This window comes from Xenorhabdus szentirmaii DSM 16338, from assembly GCF_002632585.1.
Taxonomy (GTDB): domain Bacteria; phylum Pseudomonadota; class Gammaproteobacteria; order Enterobacterales; family Enterobacteriaceae; genus Xenorhabdus; species Xenorhabdus szentirmaii.
Window position 1 is genome coordinate 1,910,736 of record NZ_NIBV01000002.1, and the last position, 19,868, is coordinate 1,930,603.

Genomic DNA, 19,868 nt, shown 5'->3' on the forward strand with positions numbered 1-19,868 from the left:
ATAGATATTTGCATGCTTGCGCAACAAGCGACTATTATTAAGTAAATAAGCTTTATCAAAAAGGAGAAATGATGGGGCCGGATCTAAAATTATCCCGATCCCTGTATCGGATGTTTGTGATGCTATTCCTTGCCATCACTGCGAGCGCAGCTTTTATATTCTGGAGATTATTTTCCAATTATCAGAAGAATATCCAGCTTGATGTAGAATTAGAGAGCTTATTTATTTTCCTGTCCCTGCTGGCCCTCTTATCTGTTGTGTTTTTATATGGTTATACGAAAAATATTATAATTCCGGAATACCGTTTAAAAAAAGCGATTAAAAATAAGCAATTCATTCCCTATATACAACCTATTATCAGCAGCAAAAACAATAAGATCATTGGCTGTGAAATCCTTGTCCGCTGGCAACATCCCACTCAGGGGTTACTGACACCAAATAAATTTATTGCACAAATTGAAAAATCTGACCTCATCATTCCTTTAACTCAGAATTTAATCAGCCAAGTACAAGAATACTTTTCACCACTTGCTCATCAATTACCTGAGCATTTCCATTTTAATTTTAATATCAGTGCAAGGCATTATAAAGATGCCCGTTTAGTCGACGATTGCCAAACATTCCTTCAGGCCTTTCCGGAAGATTCCATTAAATTAATTTTAGAAATTACGGAACGAGAGTTATTAGATCCGGATGAAAAAACGATTAGCTTATTCAATAAACTGGATGAATTAGGTATATTAATTGCCTTAGATGACTTTGGTACAGGTTATTCCAGCCACAACTACTTACAAAAATTTAATGTTAATTTAATAAAAATTGGACATAATTTTGTCAGTAAAATGAATACCGATATGATTTCCAAGCATATTGTCGAAAACATTATTGACCTTGCCCTGCGTTTACACTTAGAAATTGTAGCAGAAGGTATTGAAGATCAAAGGCAAGCCAATCAATTGAAAAACTATTCTGTTGACTATTTACAAGGATATTATTTTGATCGCCCTGTGGCATTAGAGGAATTTATGAAAAAATGGTTATGATTGGTTGGGGTTTTTCAAAAGGGCTGTCCTAGATAATGGTTAAAATTTACCTTTAACCATTTGTTTTAAAATAGTTAATTGCTGCTTTGTATTTGGTGTGTTAAATCTCCATTCACATTCCTTCAAATACAGCTCAAAATGCCCCTTCGGAATACCGTTAAATTTACGCATATGACGCTTTGCCTGATCCCAGAAATTCTCAATTCCATTGATGTGATTTTGGCGAGCTTTCTTATCGACAAATTGGGTGCTGTGGTTGATTCTGTAATGCTTAAAATCACTCACCTCTAACACATCATAGCTCGCAAAATTATCGGTGTAGACGATACTATCAGGGCAAATTTTTGATCCGATTATCGGCAGTAATGTACGAGATTTGGCATCAGGTATTACCTTCGTATAAACCTTACCACCACGCTTTAAAAGCCCGAAAACAGGGATCTTACCCGCAGCGCCTCGACCTCGTTAGCCTTTACGATAACCACCAAAATAACTTTCATCTATTTCTATTTCCCCCCTCAAACCAAGAATGCTTATCGATATGCTCGTCAATCAATATCCTGATACGATGAAAATAGTAGGCTGCGGTGTTCCTGTGAACACCAACTAACTCCGCTGCAATACGTGCCGTAGAGCCTGCAATAAACAGTTCAAGTAACCATTCCTGCTTGTACTGGCTAAGTCTACTTTTTCCCATGGAACTATCCTAGATGATATTAGTTATCTAGGACAGCCCCTAATAAAATAACGTTGAACTACAAAAATAGAAGCTTTTCGGTTTTAAAGGTTAAAACTCAATAAAAGCATCATCTTGAAAATAAAAAAGAAAAGCATTAAATAGTTCATTAATGGAAGGATTTCCTAATTGTATCCGGGCATTTTCTATAATTTCTTCTATTGAAGCATTATCTAATGTTTCAATCCATCCGCCTTCTTTTGCTTGAACAGGTAAAAATTCATCAGAATCATAATGAAAATCAACACTATCCAAAGAAAAAACGCCTTCTGTTTTCAAGTTCCAACGGCTATCATCAGGAGGTAAGTAAAACCATCCTTCAGGGTTATCTTCTGGAAATAACAAAACTTTACTGATGGAAACTAAATTCATGGTATTATCCTATTTATCATCTCTTGTTCTTTGTTTTTTATGCTGTTTTTTGGTTAATATAAAAGTGTTAGCATGTCATCGACGATAAGTATTATAAACTCATTGCGCTTAAGTTTTTCATAACAGCTTTATATATACCCGTTGCTTTAGGGTTCAATTCCTCTATCTTTTCAGAGAACTTTTCTGCATATTCACTCATTGAAATTAAAAATTCTTTTTTATCAACGGAAGTTTGAAACTCCACATGACAATTTATGCTTATAGTGACCCTGCCACCCTTCGACGGTATAAATTTAATTTCTATTGGTTGATCAAGAAAATAGCATTTAAATTCTTTTCCTTGATGAATTAATAATAAGCCTTCGGATATAAGGCACCAAAGGTCATCAATGTAATCATACATTAATAAATGTTATTCAGTAAATGAATCATTTTTTCACCAATGCAATACCTTCAATATTTTCCGGATGAAGGCTTCTTTCTAGCAAATAAAAAGCTTCATTAATATCATTGATGTTATATATTTTATCGAATTGGTCATAATCTATTAAGATCAATATAATCCAATTGGTTATCTTTGCTATAAACTCATTGAAAAATAAACAGATACCATGGTTTGCCAGATCCCGCTCTTCGCAAATCAATGCTTGAAACTGGTTCAATGCATTGCCTTGCAAGGTATAGCAACGAGACTCTTCGAGTATAATATCATTCCCGATGATATTATGGTAACCGGCTGTATCTTTATATTCTTCAAATATAAGAGAATCATTCCATTGGAACTTCTTTGGTTCCTGAGAATATCTTTCACCAGCCCACTCAACAAAAACTTCTTTCAAACCCAATGATTCTATATTTATTTCTTTTGGAAGAAAAAGCTCAAACAAAATATCCATGACTATTCCTTTTTTATTTTACCTCTTGGAGAGATATCCCACAAAATAGTGAATAAATGATATCATGACTCAGGGCCATTCCATTCTAGTTTTTCTCTCAGATGCTCAGGAACAATGCTGAATAATGTTTTTATATCATTTTTATGAGAGGAATAATTCCGGAATTTTATCTCATCAGCATTATCCAGATACAGTCTGGCTTGGTTATTTAAGAAAAAAATATCATGTTTCGTCATCTCTTCTTCCGTAAGCGATAAAACAATACCATGCAATAGTTCAGCTTCTAAATTACAAGATTTATCAAATCCCTTTCTAACAAAAGATAATGTTTGCACACATCTTATATGGGTTAAGGTTTTCCATAGCATATTAGAATATATTTCATGCTTTTTCACTTTTAAAACCCCAATTAATTAAACAACAAAAGCATCTTATAACGAATGTTTATCCTGAAGAGTCTACCTCAACTTATACTGTCCTCGTTGAGGCAGTTTGGGTATATGAAATTACCTACGCCAAATTGAACATAAGCTGATAAAAAAATGACATTAAAACCAGATGATTAAATTTATTTTTCAAAATATTGCTTACAAAACCAGATCATCAAAATTATTATTGACACCGACGACATCAATGATTGAATTGAACAGCGCTACCATTTTATCTGCCTCAAAATAGAGATTTTCCGTTTGAATGGTATACTCACCACTCCAATTAATAAAGCCATTGCCACTTGTATCTACGGAGTCATTTTCTATATAAGTCACACTCATTTCCGGGAGAGTGAACTCATCTAAGACATACATACCGATATTATCGGTAAGGTTCTCTTTGGTCGTATCTCGCCATAAATCGAATAATTCCAATGCACCCTCATTTTGCCCGGAAAATGCTTCATCAGCCTCAAAGATGAGCACGTTATTTTCAGCGAAATAGATAATATCATCACCAATAAAATCAAAAGGCGCTGCCGGTTTCATTTCTTTAAATGCCTGAACTTGACATTCAAAGCTTTCGATTATCAAATCGGGAGAAATCCCCATTAAATCAGGGATCGCATCTACATTATCTGAATCATCGCTTTCACGGGTAATCGCCAGAATCGAGTTAACAAATTTAATGCAGTTATTATCAATGAGATGATAATCTTTGGAAAATGAACCAAATTCACCATCAAAAAAACCATTGATAATATCAGCAAGATAATTTTCAATATTTTTAATTACCTGATCTGTATAGAGTGGATAGGTGATACTTGTCACTTTTTGTTTATCGTAAGCAACAGAGTCTTTAAAAGTGATATTATCCGCCCCACCGACCTCCTTACTTTCCCCCGTTCCCCAACCAATAGATTCCCCCTGAAATTCAACCCAAGCGTGTCCAAACCTTGAATGACTCACTTCACCAAATTCATTGCTATATAATGTCCCTGCCGGAGCAATTTTTACAGTGATGGTATCTAAGTGTGTTCCTGAAAGAGGGAAATTACTATTTTTATCAACTAATCCATAATCCTTACCGGCCATGGGCATTATTTCCTTACCTGAATTTTAAAGAGCGTCTAACCTACTTAAAACCATGAGCTTGATCAATATCATCATTAAGGCTCTATATACAAAAAATATAATACATATTATTTTATATATTAATCATAGAAAAACGAACTTCTCTATACCCTATGTATTCAATTAAGGAAATTAATTAAGAGAGTCATAATAATGCTGTCATCTTTCACAAATACATTGAAGCGTATTTTAAATCAACCTGACACGACAAACGAAGAAGCAAATCAATGGACACCTGAACAATTCCTTTCCTGGGCGCTTGAAGGATTGCTTGATGAATTCTACGGAGCCTATATAGAATGCCAACGGCATAAGCGTCCGGGTGGTATGACTGAATGTACTGTAACGCATAAATTTAAGCACAATGCTGAATCAGAATACGAAACATTTTCACCAACGGATGAACTTTACCCTGCCCAATGCATCGAAATGACTTTGAATGACGAAGATTGGCAATCAGCCCATGGAAACGCCTTACTCTTCACACTGAAGGGTAAGGAAATGATTTGGCATTTTTGATACCTATCTATACCCTTCGCCTTTATTTGTTATGAATTTATTCATCGTTTTAAAAGCGCCGGAAAAATATTTAATTAATCGATTCCATTGTAAATGATTAGATTTACACTTTACGTTTACACTTTAAGATAACTAAATAACACGGACTATTAAACAAAAAATAATATAGACTAAAATCCTAATAACACTCTATATTGCAGCCAAAATAATGGTCTACAGGAGAAAATAAGAAAAATCAACAACCAATACAGAACATTAAAAATACAATAAACGATACAGAATTGTTATCCCAAAAATGAAATGGTTTGCTCACTAAATTAAACAACCTTTAACTATTTTTATAAGGGAGAATGCTGCAAGGTTGCAAAGTTAATCCTATTAATACAACGGTAGGTTATTTTAAGTACTAAAATCAACCCGACCCAATCTGTTAAAAATTTGTGGCCTATTTGTTTGTATTATGATTCAAAAATAACTTGTGAACGGAATGCATTCATATAATGAATTATGATAAAATCTGAATACATAATAAATTCGAATTTTTATAATCTTCACCCTGCTCAAGAAGATGTATTTTATGAACAAAACCTCTATCAGGACAGCCCCCTGCATAATATAGGCTGGTATACCTTAATGGAGGAAGAAGTTGATATCGTTATTTTACAGCAGGCATGGAACTTACTATATCAGCATATTGATGCATTGAGATTGCATATTTCGATTAATTCAGATCATAAGGCTGTACAATATATTAAAAATAAAAGTGATGCCGGATTGATCACGTTTCAAGATTTTTCAATGCAATCTTCACCTGAAGAAAAAGCAATCCATTGGATACAACAACATGTAGACATTCCCATCAACCTTCACAAAGACCCTCTTTATCAGGCTTCATTGATATTAATTACCGATAAAAAATATTATTTCCTCACTAAATTCCATCATATTATTATTGATGGATTAGGTTTATTCCTCCTGCATCAATATGTTCATCAATTATACTCATGCCTTAAAACGGGGGCGTCAACAGACTGGTTATCTGAAATACCACAATATTTAGATTCTGTCACCCAGGCAAGCGCGTATTTAACTTCCTATAATTACGAGCAAGACAATAACTATTGGTGTAATTTCTTAAAAGAACATGAGCCACACCAATTAAAACCTTATTATCAGAATACCGGCACCAATAACAAAACAATAACATTGCCGCTTTCAGTCAAAGAATCTCTATACGCTTTTTGTGAGGAAAACAAAAGTAATCTGAGTTCCGTTTTTTCATGCCTTGTCGGTATTATGATGTCAGCGTTGACAGGGCAACAAGAATTAACTTTTAACACCGTCACACACGGAAGAAAGACAAAATCAGAGAAATATACCATCGGCATGCATGCAAATGTCTATCCGGTATATTGCCATATCTCAGGCACCGCCAGTGTGGCAGAACAAATTAAACAGATAGAATCAGCAATAAAACGCAGTTATCAGCATTGCTCATTCCCTCAATCTCACCTTGCCAGAATTGCCAATAGCCAAGGTTTTTTTTTACCTAATATCCTTATCGCCTATGAAAAATTCTCAGATCCCGCGGCTGAAATGTCTCATGTCCATCATTATCATATGCATCCCACAATACAGACTCACCCTGTCACTTTCCGCCTAAAAGATTATGGACGAGATCAGGAATTAAAAATCACGATCAATTACTTGCAGCAATACTTTAGTGAGTCAGATGTCGATAATATGTTGGCACGGCTTGAGAATTTATTGATGGCCCTGATTGACAGGCCGTCATCTCCCGTCAATGAACTCCCTATCTTATTAGAACAAGAACGCCAGACGCTGCTGGGCATTTGGAATCAAACCACTCCCCTTGAATATCAGGCCTCGCAGCCTAACACCCTGCAAAAACAGTTCGAAGCACAGGCGGCAATCACGCCAGATAACATCGCGTTGATATTTGAGGGAGAAACGCTGACCTATCGCCAGCTCAATGAACGGGCGAACCAGTTGGCTTGTGTTATCCGCGAGCAATGTCAGCCACAAGGCCAACCGAAAAACAATGCACCACTGCAAGCCGATACCTTGATTGCTCTCTATCTTGACCGCAGTCTGGAGATGGTTGTCAGTATCCTTGCAGTATTGAAAGCCGGGGGCGCTTATGTGCCTGTCTCACCAGAATACCCCGCCGAACGGGTGCAATTTATTCTGGAAGATACACGTTCTCCCTGTGTGATAACGCAGCAACACCATTTGCAGTCCCTGCGCGAGAGCACGAAATCACTGGCTTTCCAGCCCAAATTGATCGCTGCGGATGATCATTCATTAACGGAAAGCCAGCCAACAGACAATCTGGCACAGATAAATACGCCTTCCGATCTGGCTTATATCATCTATACCTCAGGAACAACCGGACAACCCAAAGGTGTACTGCAAACCCACCAAAATGTTTCACGGTTATTTGCGGCTACCCACAGGCAATTCCAATTTAACCAAAAAGATACTTGGGTTCTTTACCATACTTATACCTTTGATTTCAGTGTCTGGGAGCTGTGGGGAGCGCTGCTCTATGGCGGGCGCCTGATTATTCCGACGGTTGAATGTACAAAAGATTTCGTTCAATTCAGCCAGCTGTGCGCAGAGCAAAAAGTCACTGTTCTGAACCAAACGCCGGGGGCATTTTATGCCTTTATTGATGCCTCATTAAATATGGAGGCTGAGTTTCCTGAGCTTCGCTATGTGATTTTCGGCGGGGATAAACTCAATCCGATGCAATTGCAACCTTGGTGGGCGCATTATGGCGACCAGTCACCCAGTTTAATCAATATGTATGGGATAACAGAAACCACGGTTCATGTTACCCATAAGAAATTGACCCCAAACGATCCCACTGCTTCATCCGTTATTGGTCAGCCATTATGCGACCTGCATGCCTATATATTGAATAGCGCCGGTCATCTTGTCCCTATCGGCACGCCGGGTGAACTGTATATCGGTGGTGCCGGACTGGCCCGGGGTTATTTAAACCGTCCCGAACTGACAGCAGAACGTTTTGTGGAAAACCCGTTTGCGACCGCAGAAGACAAAGCCCTCGGTTACACCCGCCTGTACAAAACCGGTGATCTGGTGCGCTGGATGCCAAACGGTGAACTGGAATATCTGGGGCGCAATGACTTTCAGGTCAAGATCCGCGGTTACCGCATTGAGTTGGGGGAAATCGAAAGTGCGCTGGCCTCACATCCACAAATCAAACAAGCGGTAGTCATTGATCACGAACATAAAGGGAACAAAGTCCTGGCAGCCTATTTGGTGGCAGAAGGCACTGACGGCGAGCTATCCGATGACACATTAATCAGGCACTTATCTGACCGCCTGCCGGATTATATGATCCCGGCCAGCTTTACCCACATGGGTTCCATTCCCTTAACCCTGAACGGCAAGCTGGATCGCCGCGCTCTGCCTGAGCCTGTCTGGGGAAATCAAGACGGTTACATGGCTCCCCGCAATGAACTGGAAACCCAGCTTTGCACTATCTGGCTGGATGTCTTGGGTCTGGAGCGCATCGGCATTGACGATAATTTCTTCCGCACCGGCGGTAATTCTCTGATGGCTATCCAGCTCATTGCAGCCATTCACCGGCAATTGGCGCGGGAAGTGTCACTGGCCCAGATATTCGAGTTGAAAACTATCGCCAGACTGGCTGATCATATGGGTGTGCAGACACAGTCACTTATTCCTTATCTTGGATTGGAGCGCTATCCCCTGTCATTTGCTCAAGAGCGGATGCTGTTTATTGAGCGTTTTGAACAGGGTGCCAATATGTACCATGTTCCTTATCTGGTACAGCTCCATGACAATGCCAGCCTGCCGTTGTTGGAAAAAGCCATTAATCAGGTGATTGAACGCCATCCCGTGATGAAAACGGTATACCGCATCCACGATGATGGCCATGAATATCAACATGTATTGGAAAATAACCTTGCGTTCAGGGAACAGCCTTGCAATGACATTGATGCACTGATGGAAACCGTGCGCGCTGAACTGCTCAAGCCGTTTGATCTGGCCAATGAGCCGGGTTTTCGCCTGCATAGCTATATCACCCCGATTAACCCGGCCAATCAACACTACATTTTGTTCTTGTGGCATCACATTGCCATTGATGGCTGGTCTGTTGACATTTTTATGAATGAACTGTCGGAGACTTATCAGGCCTTACAAGAAGGTCGTGACAGCCGGCTTCCTCCTCTGGATATCACCTACGGCGACTATGCAGTATGGCAACGGAATTATTTGCAGGGGGAAGTTCGGGAGCGGCAACTGACATACTGGCAGAAGGCTTTGGCCGGTCATGAACCTCTGGCTCTGCCGACCGACCGGCCCCGGCCAAACCATGTCGATTATCAGGGCCGCGATTTCAGCTTTGCGCTGGACAGTACACTCTCCAACCAATTGAGGGCGCTGGCAAAGACACAGGAAACAACCCTGTATACTGTGCTGCTCAGTGCGTTTTATGTCACGCTGGCAAAGCTGTCCGGACAGAATGACATTGTGCTGGGCACGCCTACAGACAACCGCCATCTCGTCCAAACCCACGCCCTGATTGGGATGTTTGTCAACTCGCTGGTCTTGAGGACTCAATTGCCGCAAACCGCCAGTGTGGGAACGCTGATCAAGCAAGTTCACTCAATCATCATCGAAGCCAAGATGCATCAAGATATTCCCTTTGAGCAATTGGTGGATGCCTTAAAAATTGAGCGAGATACCTCTCGTCACCCTATTTTCCAGGTCATGTTTGGATTGCAGAACTTTGGCGAAAGTTTGCCGGACAGCCACCTGCCATTCAGCCTCGTTCAAACCGATGTTCCACTGTACAGCCCGGCCAAGTTTGACTTGAGCCTGTTTATTTCCGATGGGCAAACCAACCTGACCGGCAATCTCAATTGCGCCACCAGCCTGTTTGATCAAACCACCATCACCCGGATGGCCGATATCTATCAACATGTGCTGGCCGCTTTTGCCGCCGATCAGAAACAGGCACTTTTTGAACTCGATCCCCTATCGGCACAGGAGCGCCATACCCTGCTGCATACGTGGAACCAAACCGATGTGCCCTGCCCGCAGGATAAAACCCTGCAACAACAGCTTGAAGCTCAGGTCGAAGAGACTCCCGATAACGTGGCACTGGTATTTGAGGGAAAAACGCTCACCTATCATCAACTTAACGAACGGGCGAACCAACTGGCGTGGGCGATACGTACACACCACCAGCAACGATTTGATGCACCCATGCCAGCCGATACCCCCATCGCCCTTTATCTTGATCGCAGTCTGGAAATGGTCATCAGTATTCTGGCGGTGCTGAAAGCCGGCGGTGCCTACGTGCCCATTTTGCCGTCATATCCGCCAGAGCGGGTCAATTTTATTCTGCAAGATACCCGGACACGGTGTGTTATCTCCCAACAGCATCACCTGACAACACTGGCAGAATACACCCAATCATTTGCTGAACAACCCACGCTGATAGCCGCAGATGATCAAACCACCACGGCAAGCCAGCCTGTCGGAAATCCGCCACAAATCAATAAACCCACCGATCTGGCCTATATCATTTATACCTCCGGAACGACAGGCCAGCCAAAAGGCGTGATGACTGAGCACAGAAACGTCATTCATATGGCGGCTGCGCAGGAAAAATTCTTCAATGCGCCGGGAAGAAGCAAGGCATTGATGTTTGCCAATTACATCTTTGATGGTTCTGTTTTTGAGTTATTCCCCAGTTTATTTAATGGGCTGACGATTTACATTTGCAATGAAGAAGAGCGTCACCTTCCTGCGCTTGCGGAACTCATCCAGCAGGAAGGCATTGAAATAGCCGCATTGCCGCCGGCTCTCCTGAAATTACTGACTGATACGGAATTGCCCTCGTTGCAGCTATTGGTGACAGCGGGAGAATCCCCTTCTTTGGATTTTCTGGAACACTTTAGCCGCCACAGCCAGATACTGAATTCTTATGGCCCGACCGAAGTCACCGTTTGTGCAACTGAAAAGCGGTATCAACGCGGGGACACCACAACAAATATTGGCACAGCGATTAATAACGCCCGTCTCTACGTTTTGGACAGTTACGGCAACCTGTCCCCGATAGGCACGCCGGGAGAGCTGCATGTTGGTGGCGCGGGACTGGCACGGGGGTATTTAAACCAGCCTGAACTGACCGCGGCGCGTTTTATCGAAAATCCGTTTGCCAGTGCCGCAGATAAAGCCCTTGGTTACACCCGCCTGTACAAAACCGGTGATTTGGTGCGCTGGCTGCCGAACGGTGAACTGGAATATCTGGGGCGCAATGATTTTCAGGTCAAGATCCGCGGTTACCGCATTGAACTGGGGGAAATTGAGAACGCGCTGGCTGCCCATCCTCAAGTGGAACAAGCTGTCGTGATTGCCCATAAGCGCCAAGGCCACGATGTACTGGCTGCCTATCTGGTGGCAGACAGTGTCCTGTCCGATGAAAGCCTGATTGCGTATCTTTCCGTTCATTTGCCGGAATACATGATCCCGGCCAGCTTTACCCGCCTTGCATCCATTCCATTGACGCTGAACGGCAAGCTGGATCGCCGTGCCTTGCCGGAACCCGCGAGGGAAATCCAAAACAGCTATGTCGCCCCCCGCAATGCGCTGGAATCACAACTTTGTACTATCTGGCAGGATATTTTGGGGCTGGAGCGTGTCGGCATTGATGATAATTTCTTCCGCATTGGCGGCAACTCGTTGATGGCTATCAAGCTGACCGCCGCCATCCGCGAACATTTGTCAACGGACATCACGCTGGCCCAATTGTTCGAGCGGAAAACTGCCGCAGGCCTGGCAACGGAGATAATGCACTCCCGAGCATCGGAACAACAAACCTGTACGGTCATTCCTCGCCTGACATCAGCGCATTATCCCCTGTCATTTGCCCAAGAGCGGATGCTGTTTATTGAACAGTTTGAGCAGGGTACTGACGCTTACCATATTCCTTATCTGGTTCAGTTGGAAAACGAAACTTGCCTGCCCTTGTTAGAAACCGCCATCAATCAATTGGCTGAACGCCACCCTGTGCTGAAAATGGTGTACCTCCATCATGATGACGGGCAAATCCATCAAAAGATGCTGGACACCGATCTGTCCATCCGGTCACTTCCACCCAGTGAAGATGCTGACAAACTGTTAGATGCCGTGCGCGCAGAAATCGCCACACCGTTTGATCTGTCCACAGAACCCAGCCTGCGCCTGCTCCACTACCCGATCCATGATACAAAAACCAGCGAGAAACATTACTTGTTGATGTTGTGGCATCACATCGCTTTTGATGGCTGGTCAGTTGATATCTTCATGAATGAACTGGCAGAGATTTATCATGCCCTGTCAGCAGGCCGCAACAGCCAATTGCCCCCGCTGGATATTTCCTATGGTGATTATGCCGCCTGGCAGCGGGATTATTTGCAGGGAGATATCAGTGAACGCCAGCTGGCCTATTGGCAACAGGCACTGGCGGGTTATGAACCCTTGGCTTTACCTACAGATCATTCCCGGCCTGCCAACGTCAATTATCAAGGCCGTGACTTTAATTTCACGCTGGAGAAGGCCTTATCAAACCCGCTGAGGGCATTGGCAAAAGCGCAGGAAACTACCCTGTACACCGTGCTGCTCAGTGCGTTCTATGTCACGCTGGCAAAACTGTCCGGACAGAATGACATTGTGCTGGGCACCCCTGCAAACAGTCGCCACCATGCCCAAACCCAGCCCCTGATTGGCATGTTTGTCAATACACTGACATTAAGGGTGCAGCTGCAACAAACCGCCAGTGTGGAAACACTGATCGAACAGACCCATCGATTGGTAACGGATGCCAAATCCCATCAGGACATGCCGTTTGAACAACTGGTTGAAGCATTGGGCATCGAGCGGGACACCTCCCGCCACCCGATTTTTCAGGTTGTATTCACCCTGGATGATGTTGATGAAAATCAGCCGGACAGGCTCAATTTGCCCTTCAGCCCGGTTGAGCTGGCAGAGCCTCTGTACAGCCCGGCCAAGTTTGACCTGAGCCTGATTGTGTCCGACAGACACGCCAATATCAGCGGATGCCTGAACTATGCCGTCAGCCTGTTCAATGAGGCCACGATTGTCAGGCTGGCCGATACCTACCAGCGTGTACTGGCCGCCTTTGTGGCAGATCAAAAACAGGCGCTGTTTGAACTTGATGTTCTCTCCCCACAGGAGCGTCACACACTGCTGCACACATGGAATCCGCTTGCCATTGCGCCATATTCCCAAGACCAGACCCTGCAACAGCGGTTCGAAGCACAAGTTGCCGCCATGCCGGATAATGTGGCACTGGTATTTGAAGGAGAAACGCTGACTTACCGTGAGCTTAACGCACGGGCAAACCAGCTGGCTTGGGTGCTGCGTAAAAGTTATCAGCAGCAGCACCAAAAACCGATGCCGGTCAACACACTGATCGCCCTGTACCTTGACCGCGGTCTGGAAATGGTCATCAGTATTCTGGCGGTGCTGAAAGCCGGCGGCGCTTATGTCCCCATTTCACCGGAATACCCCTCAGATCGGGTCAGTTTTATTCTGCAAGATACCCAGACCCCATGCGTATTGACTCAGCAACAGTATTTGCCTGTTTTGGCTGAATACGCCCGATCACAGCCTGACAGCCTCGTGATGATTGCTGCGGATGATCCGGCGCTGTCCCGCTCTCCATCCGGGGAAAATCCGGTTCCCATCAGCGGCGCAGATGATCTGGCTTACGTTATCTACACTTCAGGGACAACCGGAAAACCCAAAGGCGTATTGCAGACCCACCATAATGTGGCGCGGTTATTCACCGCCACCCAAGAAAAATATCACTTCAGTCACCGTGACACTTGGGTGCTGTACCATGCTTACACCTTTGATTTCAGCGTGTGGGAACTGTGGGGTGCCTTGCTTTATGGCGGGCGCCTGATTATTCCGACGGTTGAATGCACAAAAGATTTCATTCAGTTCAGCCAGCTGTGCGCAGAGCAAAAAGTCACTGTTCTGAACCAAACGCCGGGGGCATTTTATGCCTTTGTTGATACCTCATTAAATACCGATGCGGCATATCCCCAGCTTCGTCTGGTTATTTTCGGCGGTGACAAGCTGAATCCGGTGCAATTGCACCCGTGGTGGAACAAATACGGGGAGCACTCGCCTGCGTTGGTCAACATGTACGGGATCACTGAAACCACGGTTCACGTGACCTATAAAAAGCTGACCCAAAACGACACCGTGGCCGCTTCCAATATTGGCCGGCCATTAAACGATCTCTCCGCCTATGTGCTGGATGATTCCGGCGGTCTGGTTCCGATTGGCGCTCCCGGTGAATTGTATGTCGGGGGGGCAGGATTGGCTCCGGGCTATCTGAACCGACCGGAACTGACCGCAGAACGTTTTATCGAAAATCCGTTTGCCCGTGCCGAAGAAAAAGGTCGGCTGTACAAAACCGGTGATTTGGTGCGCTGGCTGCCGAACGGTGAACTGGAATATCTGGGACGCAATGACTTTCAGGTCAAAATCCGCGGTTACCGCATTGAGCTGGGGGAAATTGAAAGCGTTCTGGCTGCCCATCCGCAGGTGAAACAAACAGCGGTGATTGCCCGCAAACACCAAAACCACGATGTGCTGGTGGCTTATCTGGTTACCGAGCCAGCAGGCGATGCCCTGTCTGTTGAGCTGTCTGATGCAAGTCTGGTTGAATACCTTTCCGCCCGTTTGCCGGAATACATGATCCCTGCCAGCTTTACCCGCCTTGCATCCATTCCGTTGACGCTGAACGGCAAGCTGGATCGCCGTGCTTTGCCGGAACCCGTATGGGAAAGCCAAGACCATTATGCCGCGCCCCGCAATACGCTGGAAACGCAGCTTTGTGCCATTTGGCAGGATGTTTTGGGATTGGAACAGGTCGGCATTCATGACAATTTCTTCCGCATTGGCGGCAACTCCCTGATGGCTATCAAGCTGACCGCCGCCATCCGTCAACGTCTGGCAACCGACGTTACACTGGCCCAATTGTTCGAGCGTAAAACTGTCGCAGGTCTGGCAACCGGCATAGAACACTCATCAGGATCAGGGCAACCAGCCTGTACGGTCATTCCTCGCCTGAACTCAACGCATTATCCCCTGTCATTTGCCCAAGAGCGGATGTTGTTTATTGAGCAGTTTGAACAAGGCACCGACGCTTACCATATTCCTTATCTGGTTCAACTGGATAACGAGGCTTGCCTGCCCTTGTTAGAAACCGCCATCAATCAATTGGCTGAACGCCATTCAGTCATCAAGATGGTGTACCTCCATCACGAGAACGGGCAAATCCACCCGCAGCAATGGGATAAGCCGCTGGTTATTCAGCCGACACAAGTTTGCGAAGATGCTGACGGGCTTCTGGATTTGGTGCGCGCGGAAATCGCCACGCCGTTCGAGCTGTCCACAGAACCCAGCCTGCGCCTGAGTCACTATCAGATCCATGGCAAGCCCATCACCGATGACCGGAGCAACGATAAACATTACTTGCTGATGTTGTGGCATCACATTGCGTTTGATGGCTGGTCAGCCGATATTTTCATGGATGAGCTGGCAGAGATTTACTCCGCCCTGTCAGCAGGCCGCGACAGCCAACTGCCTGCTCTGGATATTTCCTATGGCGACTATGCTGCATGGCAGCGGGATTATTTACAGGGAGAAGTGGGTGAACGCCAGCTGGCCTACTGGCAACAAACACTGGCGGGTTATGAACCCTTGGCTTTGCCTACAGATCATTCCCGGCCTGCCAACGTCAATTATCAAGGCCGTGACTTTAATTTCACGCTGGAGAAGTCCTTATCAAACCCGCTGAGGGCACTGGCAAAAGCGCAGGAAACCACCCTGTATACCGTGTTGCTCAGTGCGTTTTATGTCACGCTGGCAAAACTGTCCGGACAGGATGACATTGTGCTGGGCACGCCCACGGATAACCGGCACCATGCCCAAACCCAGCCCCTGATTGGCATGTTTGTCAACTCAATGGCCTTAAGGGCGCAACTGCAACAAACTGCCAGTGTGGAAACGCTGATTGGACAGATCCATCAGTTGGTTGCGGGAGCCAAAGCCCATCAGGACATGCCGTTTGAGCAACTGGTCGAAGCATTGGGCATTGAACGGGACACCTCCCGCCACCCGATTTTTCAAGTGATGTTCACCTTGCACCGTTTTGCTGAAAGTCAGCCGGACAATCTCAATCTGCCCTTCAGTCCGGTGGCATTGCCGGAAACGTTATACAGCCCGGCCAAATTTGATCTGAGCCTGTTTCTGTCCGACGGACAGAGCAATATCAGCGGGTGCCTGAACTATGCCGTCAGCCTGTTCAATGAAGCCACAATTGTCGGGCTGGCCGATACCTACCAGCGTGTATTGGCAGCTTTTGTGGCCGATCAGAAACAGCCACTATTTGGGATTGATATCCTGTCGGCACAAGAGCGACATCTGCTGGATCGCTGGAACCAGACTGAGGCCCCCTATCCCCAGGACAAAACCCTGCAACAACTGTTTGAAGCTCTGGCATCCCAACGCCCTGATGCCATTGCCATCGTATTTGAAAACCAAAAGATCTGCTATGGCGAACTCAACCAACGTGCCAACCGTCTGGCTCATCATCTGATTGCGTTGGGTGTGCAGCCGGATGACCGGGTCGCCATTTGCCTCGAACGCAGTCCGGAGATGGTGGTGGGAATTCTCGCCATCCTCAAGGCCGGTGGAGCTTACGTACCGCTTGACCCGACTTATCCGGCAGAGCGGCTGGCGTACATGCTGGAAGATTCTGCCCCTGTGGTTTTATTGACCCAAACAGCGCAGGCCGGGAAACTGAGCGGCTCCATACCATCAAGGCTGCATGATAAAAAGGTATTGCTCGATGCTCACGCGCCACGCTTTGAAACCCTGCCGGACACTAATCCGGATGCACACACATTGGGGCTGACAGCACGCCATCTGGCCTATGTCATTTACACTTCCGGCTCTACCGGGCAACCCAAAGGCGTTATGGTTGAGCACCGCAATATCTTGCGTCTGATCATCAATAATGGCTTTGCTGACATCGGCCCTGATGATTGCATTGCCCACTGTGCCAATACTTCATTCGATGCCGCCACTTGGGAAATTTGGTCGGCCCTGCTCAGTGGCGGACGGATGTATATTGTTTCATCAACGGCATTGCTCGAACCAATGCGTTTCCGTCAGGCATTAATGGACGGAAACGTCACGGCTTTATGGCTGACTGTCGGCTTGTTTAACGAATACCTTGAGACATTGCTCCCGGTCTTCGGGCAACTGCGTTATCTGCTCGTCGGCGGGGATGTCCTCAATCCGCAGAAAATCAGACAAGTACAATCAGCAGAAACCCAACCAGCCTGTCTGCTCAACGGCTATGGCCCGACAGAAACCACAACGTTTGCCGCGACTTATGCGATGACTTCCCCTGTCGATGTCAATCAGTCCATCCCGATTGGCCGCCCCATTGCCAATACCCGCATTTATTTGCTCGATCCTTATGGGCAAGCGGTTTCAATCGGTGCCATCGGCGAAATTCATATTGGCGGCGATGGTGTTGCCCGGGGTTATCTGAATCGCCCTGAGCTGACAGCGGAACGTTTCCTCCCCGATCCCTTCTCCCCAGAAACCGGGGCCCGCATGTACAAAACCGGCGATCTCGGCCGTTGGTTGCCTGACGGAAACATCGAATACCTCGGCCGCAATGACGGTCAGGTCAAGCTGCGTGGTTTCCGCATTGAGCTGGGGGAAATCGAAAATACCCTGACGTCCCACCCGCAAGTCCGGCAGGCGGTGGTCATTGACCGTCAGCATCAGGGGAACCAAGGAAATAAAGTGCTGGCAGCCTATCTGGTCACCACAGGTGGGTTGTCTGATGACACACTGATCAAATATCTCTCTTCGCGCCTGCCGGAATACATGGTGCCCGCCAGCTTTACCCGACTTGAATTCATTCCCCTGACCCGAAACGGCAAAGTGGATCGCCGCGCCCTGCCGGAACCTGCCCGGGGAAACAAGGATAACTATATTGCCCCGCGCAATGCACTGGAAACGCAGTTATGTGCCATCTGGCAGGAGGTCCTGAAGCTGGAACACATCAGCATTGACGATAACTTTTTCCGCATTGGCGGGGATTCGATTGTCAGTATCCAATTGGTTTCCAAACTGCGGCAGGCGGGCTTTTCCCTACAGGTCAAATCGATTTTTGAGGCACCAACCGTGGCACAATTGGCGCAATGGCTGTCACAATCATCCTCCGCCGAAAAAATCATGGCTGAACAAGGGGTATTGAGCGGGGAATTTGATTTATTGCCTGTCCAGCAAACCTTCTTCAACTGGAACTTAGCAGAACCACACCATTGGAATCAGGCTTTCATGATCCAGCTCCCCGGTGGTATCAGTTCCGCCCAGATTGAACAAGCCCTAATCAGCCTGACTGAACGACATGATATGCTGCATGCCCGTTTTACAGAAACGGAAAGCGGATACCGTCAATGCTATTCCGGGGCTGAAACAGTGCCGTCTTTGCATTCCCTCTTGCTGCACAGTGATATCCGGGAATTAAGTCAGGAAGCGCTGCATCAACAATTGACCCAATGGCAAAGCGGGTTCAATTACAACAATGGGCCGCTGTGGCAAGCCGGTCACTTGACCGGATGCGCCGACGGCAGCGCCCGGTTATTCTTCGCATTCCATCATCTGATCATTGATGCAGTCTCTTGGCGGATCATTGCTGAAGATATGCGTTTGCTGTTGCAGGGCATGAGTTTACCCCCAAAAACCAGCAGTTACCGGCAATGGGTGGCCGCAGTTCACCGTTATGCGCAACAACACCAAAATGAGGCCTCTTATTGGAAACAAGTTGTCGCCGGCAACAATATGACACCAACACTGAATGAGAATATTCAGCACAGGTTAAGCATTTCTGCGGAAATGACCGACATCCTGCTGCATGAAGCAAATTCAGGCTATCACACAGAAATTAACGATTTATTGCTGAGTGCCCTGACAATTGCCTTGCAAGAAACGTTCTCCCACGCCGTGAATTACATTCTTCTGGAAGGCCATGGCCGAGAACCCATTGACAACGCATTGGATCTTTCCGAAACCGTTGGCTGGTTCACCATCATGTATCCCGTTCGTCTGGAAATGCAGGCGGATATGGAAAAAACCATCATTCATACCAAAGAAATGCTGCGCGCCATACCAAACAAAGGCATCGGTTACAGTGCATTGCATCAGGCCAGATACCTGACGGGTGAACTGCCGGCCATCAGTTTCAATTATCTCGGACAGTTAGGGGGTGCCAGCCACCAGGACTGGACCATAACCAATGACAATTGTGGGAATGCTGTCGCCAAAGGAAATGGCAGCCATCTTCTGCTGGGCATCAATGGTGCAGTTCAGGCAGGAAAATTGCAATTCAGCGTGGATTCCCGCTTACCACAAACCCAAACCGACATGTTTATCAAAGCATTTGAACAATCACTCAATGACATCGTCCTGACGAGCCAAAACCAGGCGCAATCCGGAGGAATGAAAACCCCCAGTGATTATGGAATCGAAGGTATTTCGATGGAGCGACTTAATCAGCTTACGCATCGTTTTGATCATACAGAAAATAAAACTATTTTGGACGTGTAAA

At 45.9% G+C, this 19,868-nt stretch carries 8 protein-coding genes and 1 pseudogene; 3 read left to right on the plus strand and 6 right to left on the minus strand.

What is annotated here, in order from left to right:
- The first annotated feature begins 71 nt into the window (after positions 1 to 71).
- Positions 72 to 1,043: an EAL domain-containing protein gene (locus tag Xsze_RS17990; protein WP_038241177.1), complete on the plus strand. Its 972-nt coding sequence runs from the start codon at positions 72 to 74 to the stop codon at positions 1,041 to 1,043.
- 39 nt (positions 1,044 to 1,082) lie between these two features.
- On the opposite strand, the pseudogene Xsze_RS17995 reads toward Xsze_RS17990, so the two are convergent.
- From Xsze_RS17995 to Xsze_RS18020, 6 genes and pseudogenes are all read right to left on the minus strand, one after another.
- Positions 1,083 to 1,740 (minus strand): annotated as a pseudogene (locus tag Xsze_RS17995) (IS1595 family transposase).
- Between the two features lie 90 nt (positions 1,741 to 1,830).
- Positions 1,831 to 2,151 (minus strand): DUF7716 domain-containing protein, encoded by a 321-nt coding sequence (locus Xsze_RS18000; protein WP_038241173.1) that lies wholly within the window; start codon positions 2,149 to 2,151, stop codon positions 1,831 to 1,833.
- A gap of 91 nt (positions 2,152 to 2,242) precedes the next feature.
- Positions 2,243 to 2,554, minus strand: coding sequence for a hypothetical protein (locus Xsze_RS18005; protein ID WP_038241172.1), 312 nt, complete (start codon positions 2,552 to 2,554; stop codon positions 2,243 to 2,245).
- 25 nt (positions 2,555 to 2,579) lie between these two features.
- Positions 2,580 to 3,047 carry a hypothetical protein gene (locus tag Xsze_RS18010; RefSeq protein ID WP_038241171.1) on the minus strand — a complete coding sequence of 156 codons (468 nt, stop codon included), beginning with the start codon at positions 3,045 to 3,047 and terminating at the stop codon, positions 2,580 to 2,582.
- A gap of 62 nt (positions 3,048 to 3,109) precedes the next feature.
- Positions 3,110 to 3,442 (minus strand): hypothetical protein, encoded by a 333-nt coding sequence (locus Xsze_RS18015; RefSeq protein WP_038241170.1) that lies wholly within the window; start codon positions 3,440 to 3,442, stop codon positions 3,110 to 3,112.
- A 192-nt stretch (positions 3,443 to 3,634) separates the two neighbouring features.
- On the minus strand, positions 3,635 to 4,573 hold the full coding sequence (locus Xsze_RS18020; protein ID WP_038241169.1) for a hypothetical protein: 939 nt from the start codon (positions 4,571 to 4,573) through the stop codon (positions 3,635 to 3,637).
- Positions 4,574 to 4,765: 192 nt separating this feature from the next.
- Between Xsze_RS18020 and Xsze_RS18025 the strand changes: the two genes are divergently transcribed.
- Positions 4,766 to 5,131, plus strand: coding sequence for a hypothetical protein (locus Xsze_RS18025; RefSeq protein ID WP_038241168.1), 366 nt, complete (start codon positions 4,766 to 4,768; stop codon positions 5,129 to 5,131).
- A 507-nt stretch (positions 5,132 to 5,638) separates the two neighbouring features.
- The gene (locus Xsze_RS18030; protein WP_099139154.1) at positions 5,639 to 19,867 is read left to right on the plus strand and encodes a non-ribosomal peptide synthetase; all 14,229 of its coding nucleotides are present in this window, start codon (positions 5,639 to 5,641) and stop codon (positions 19,865 to 19,867) included.
- The last annotated feature ends 1 nt before the right edge of the window (position 19,868 follow it).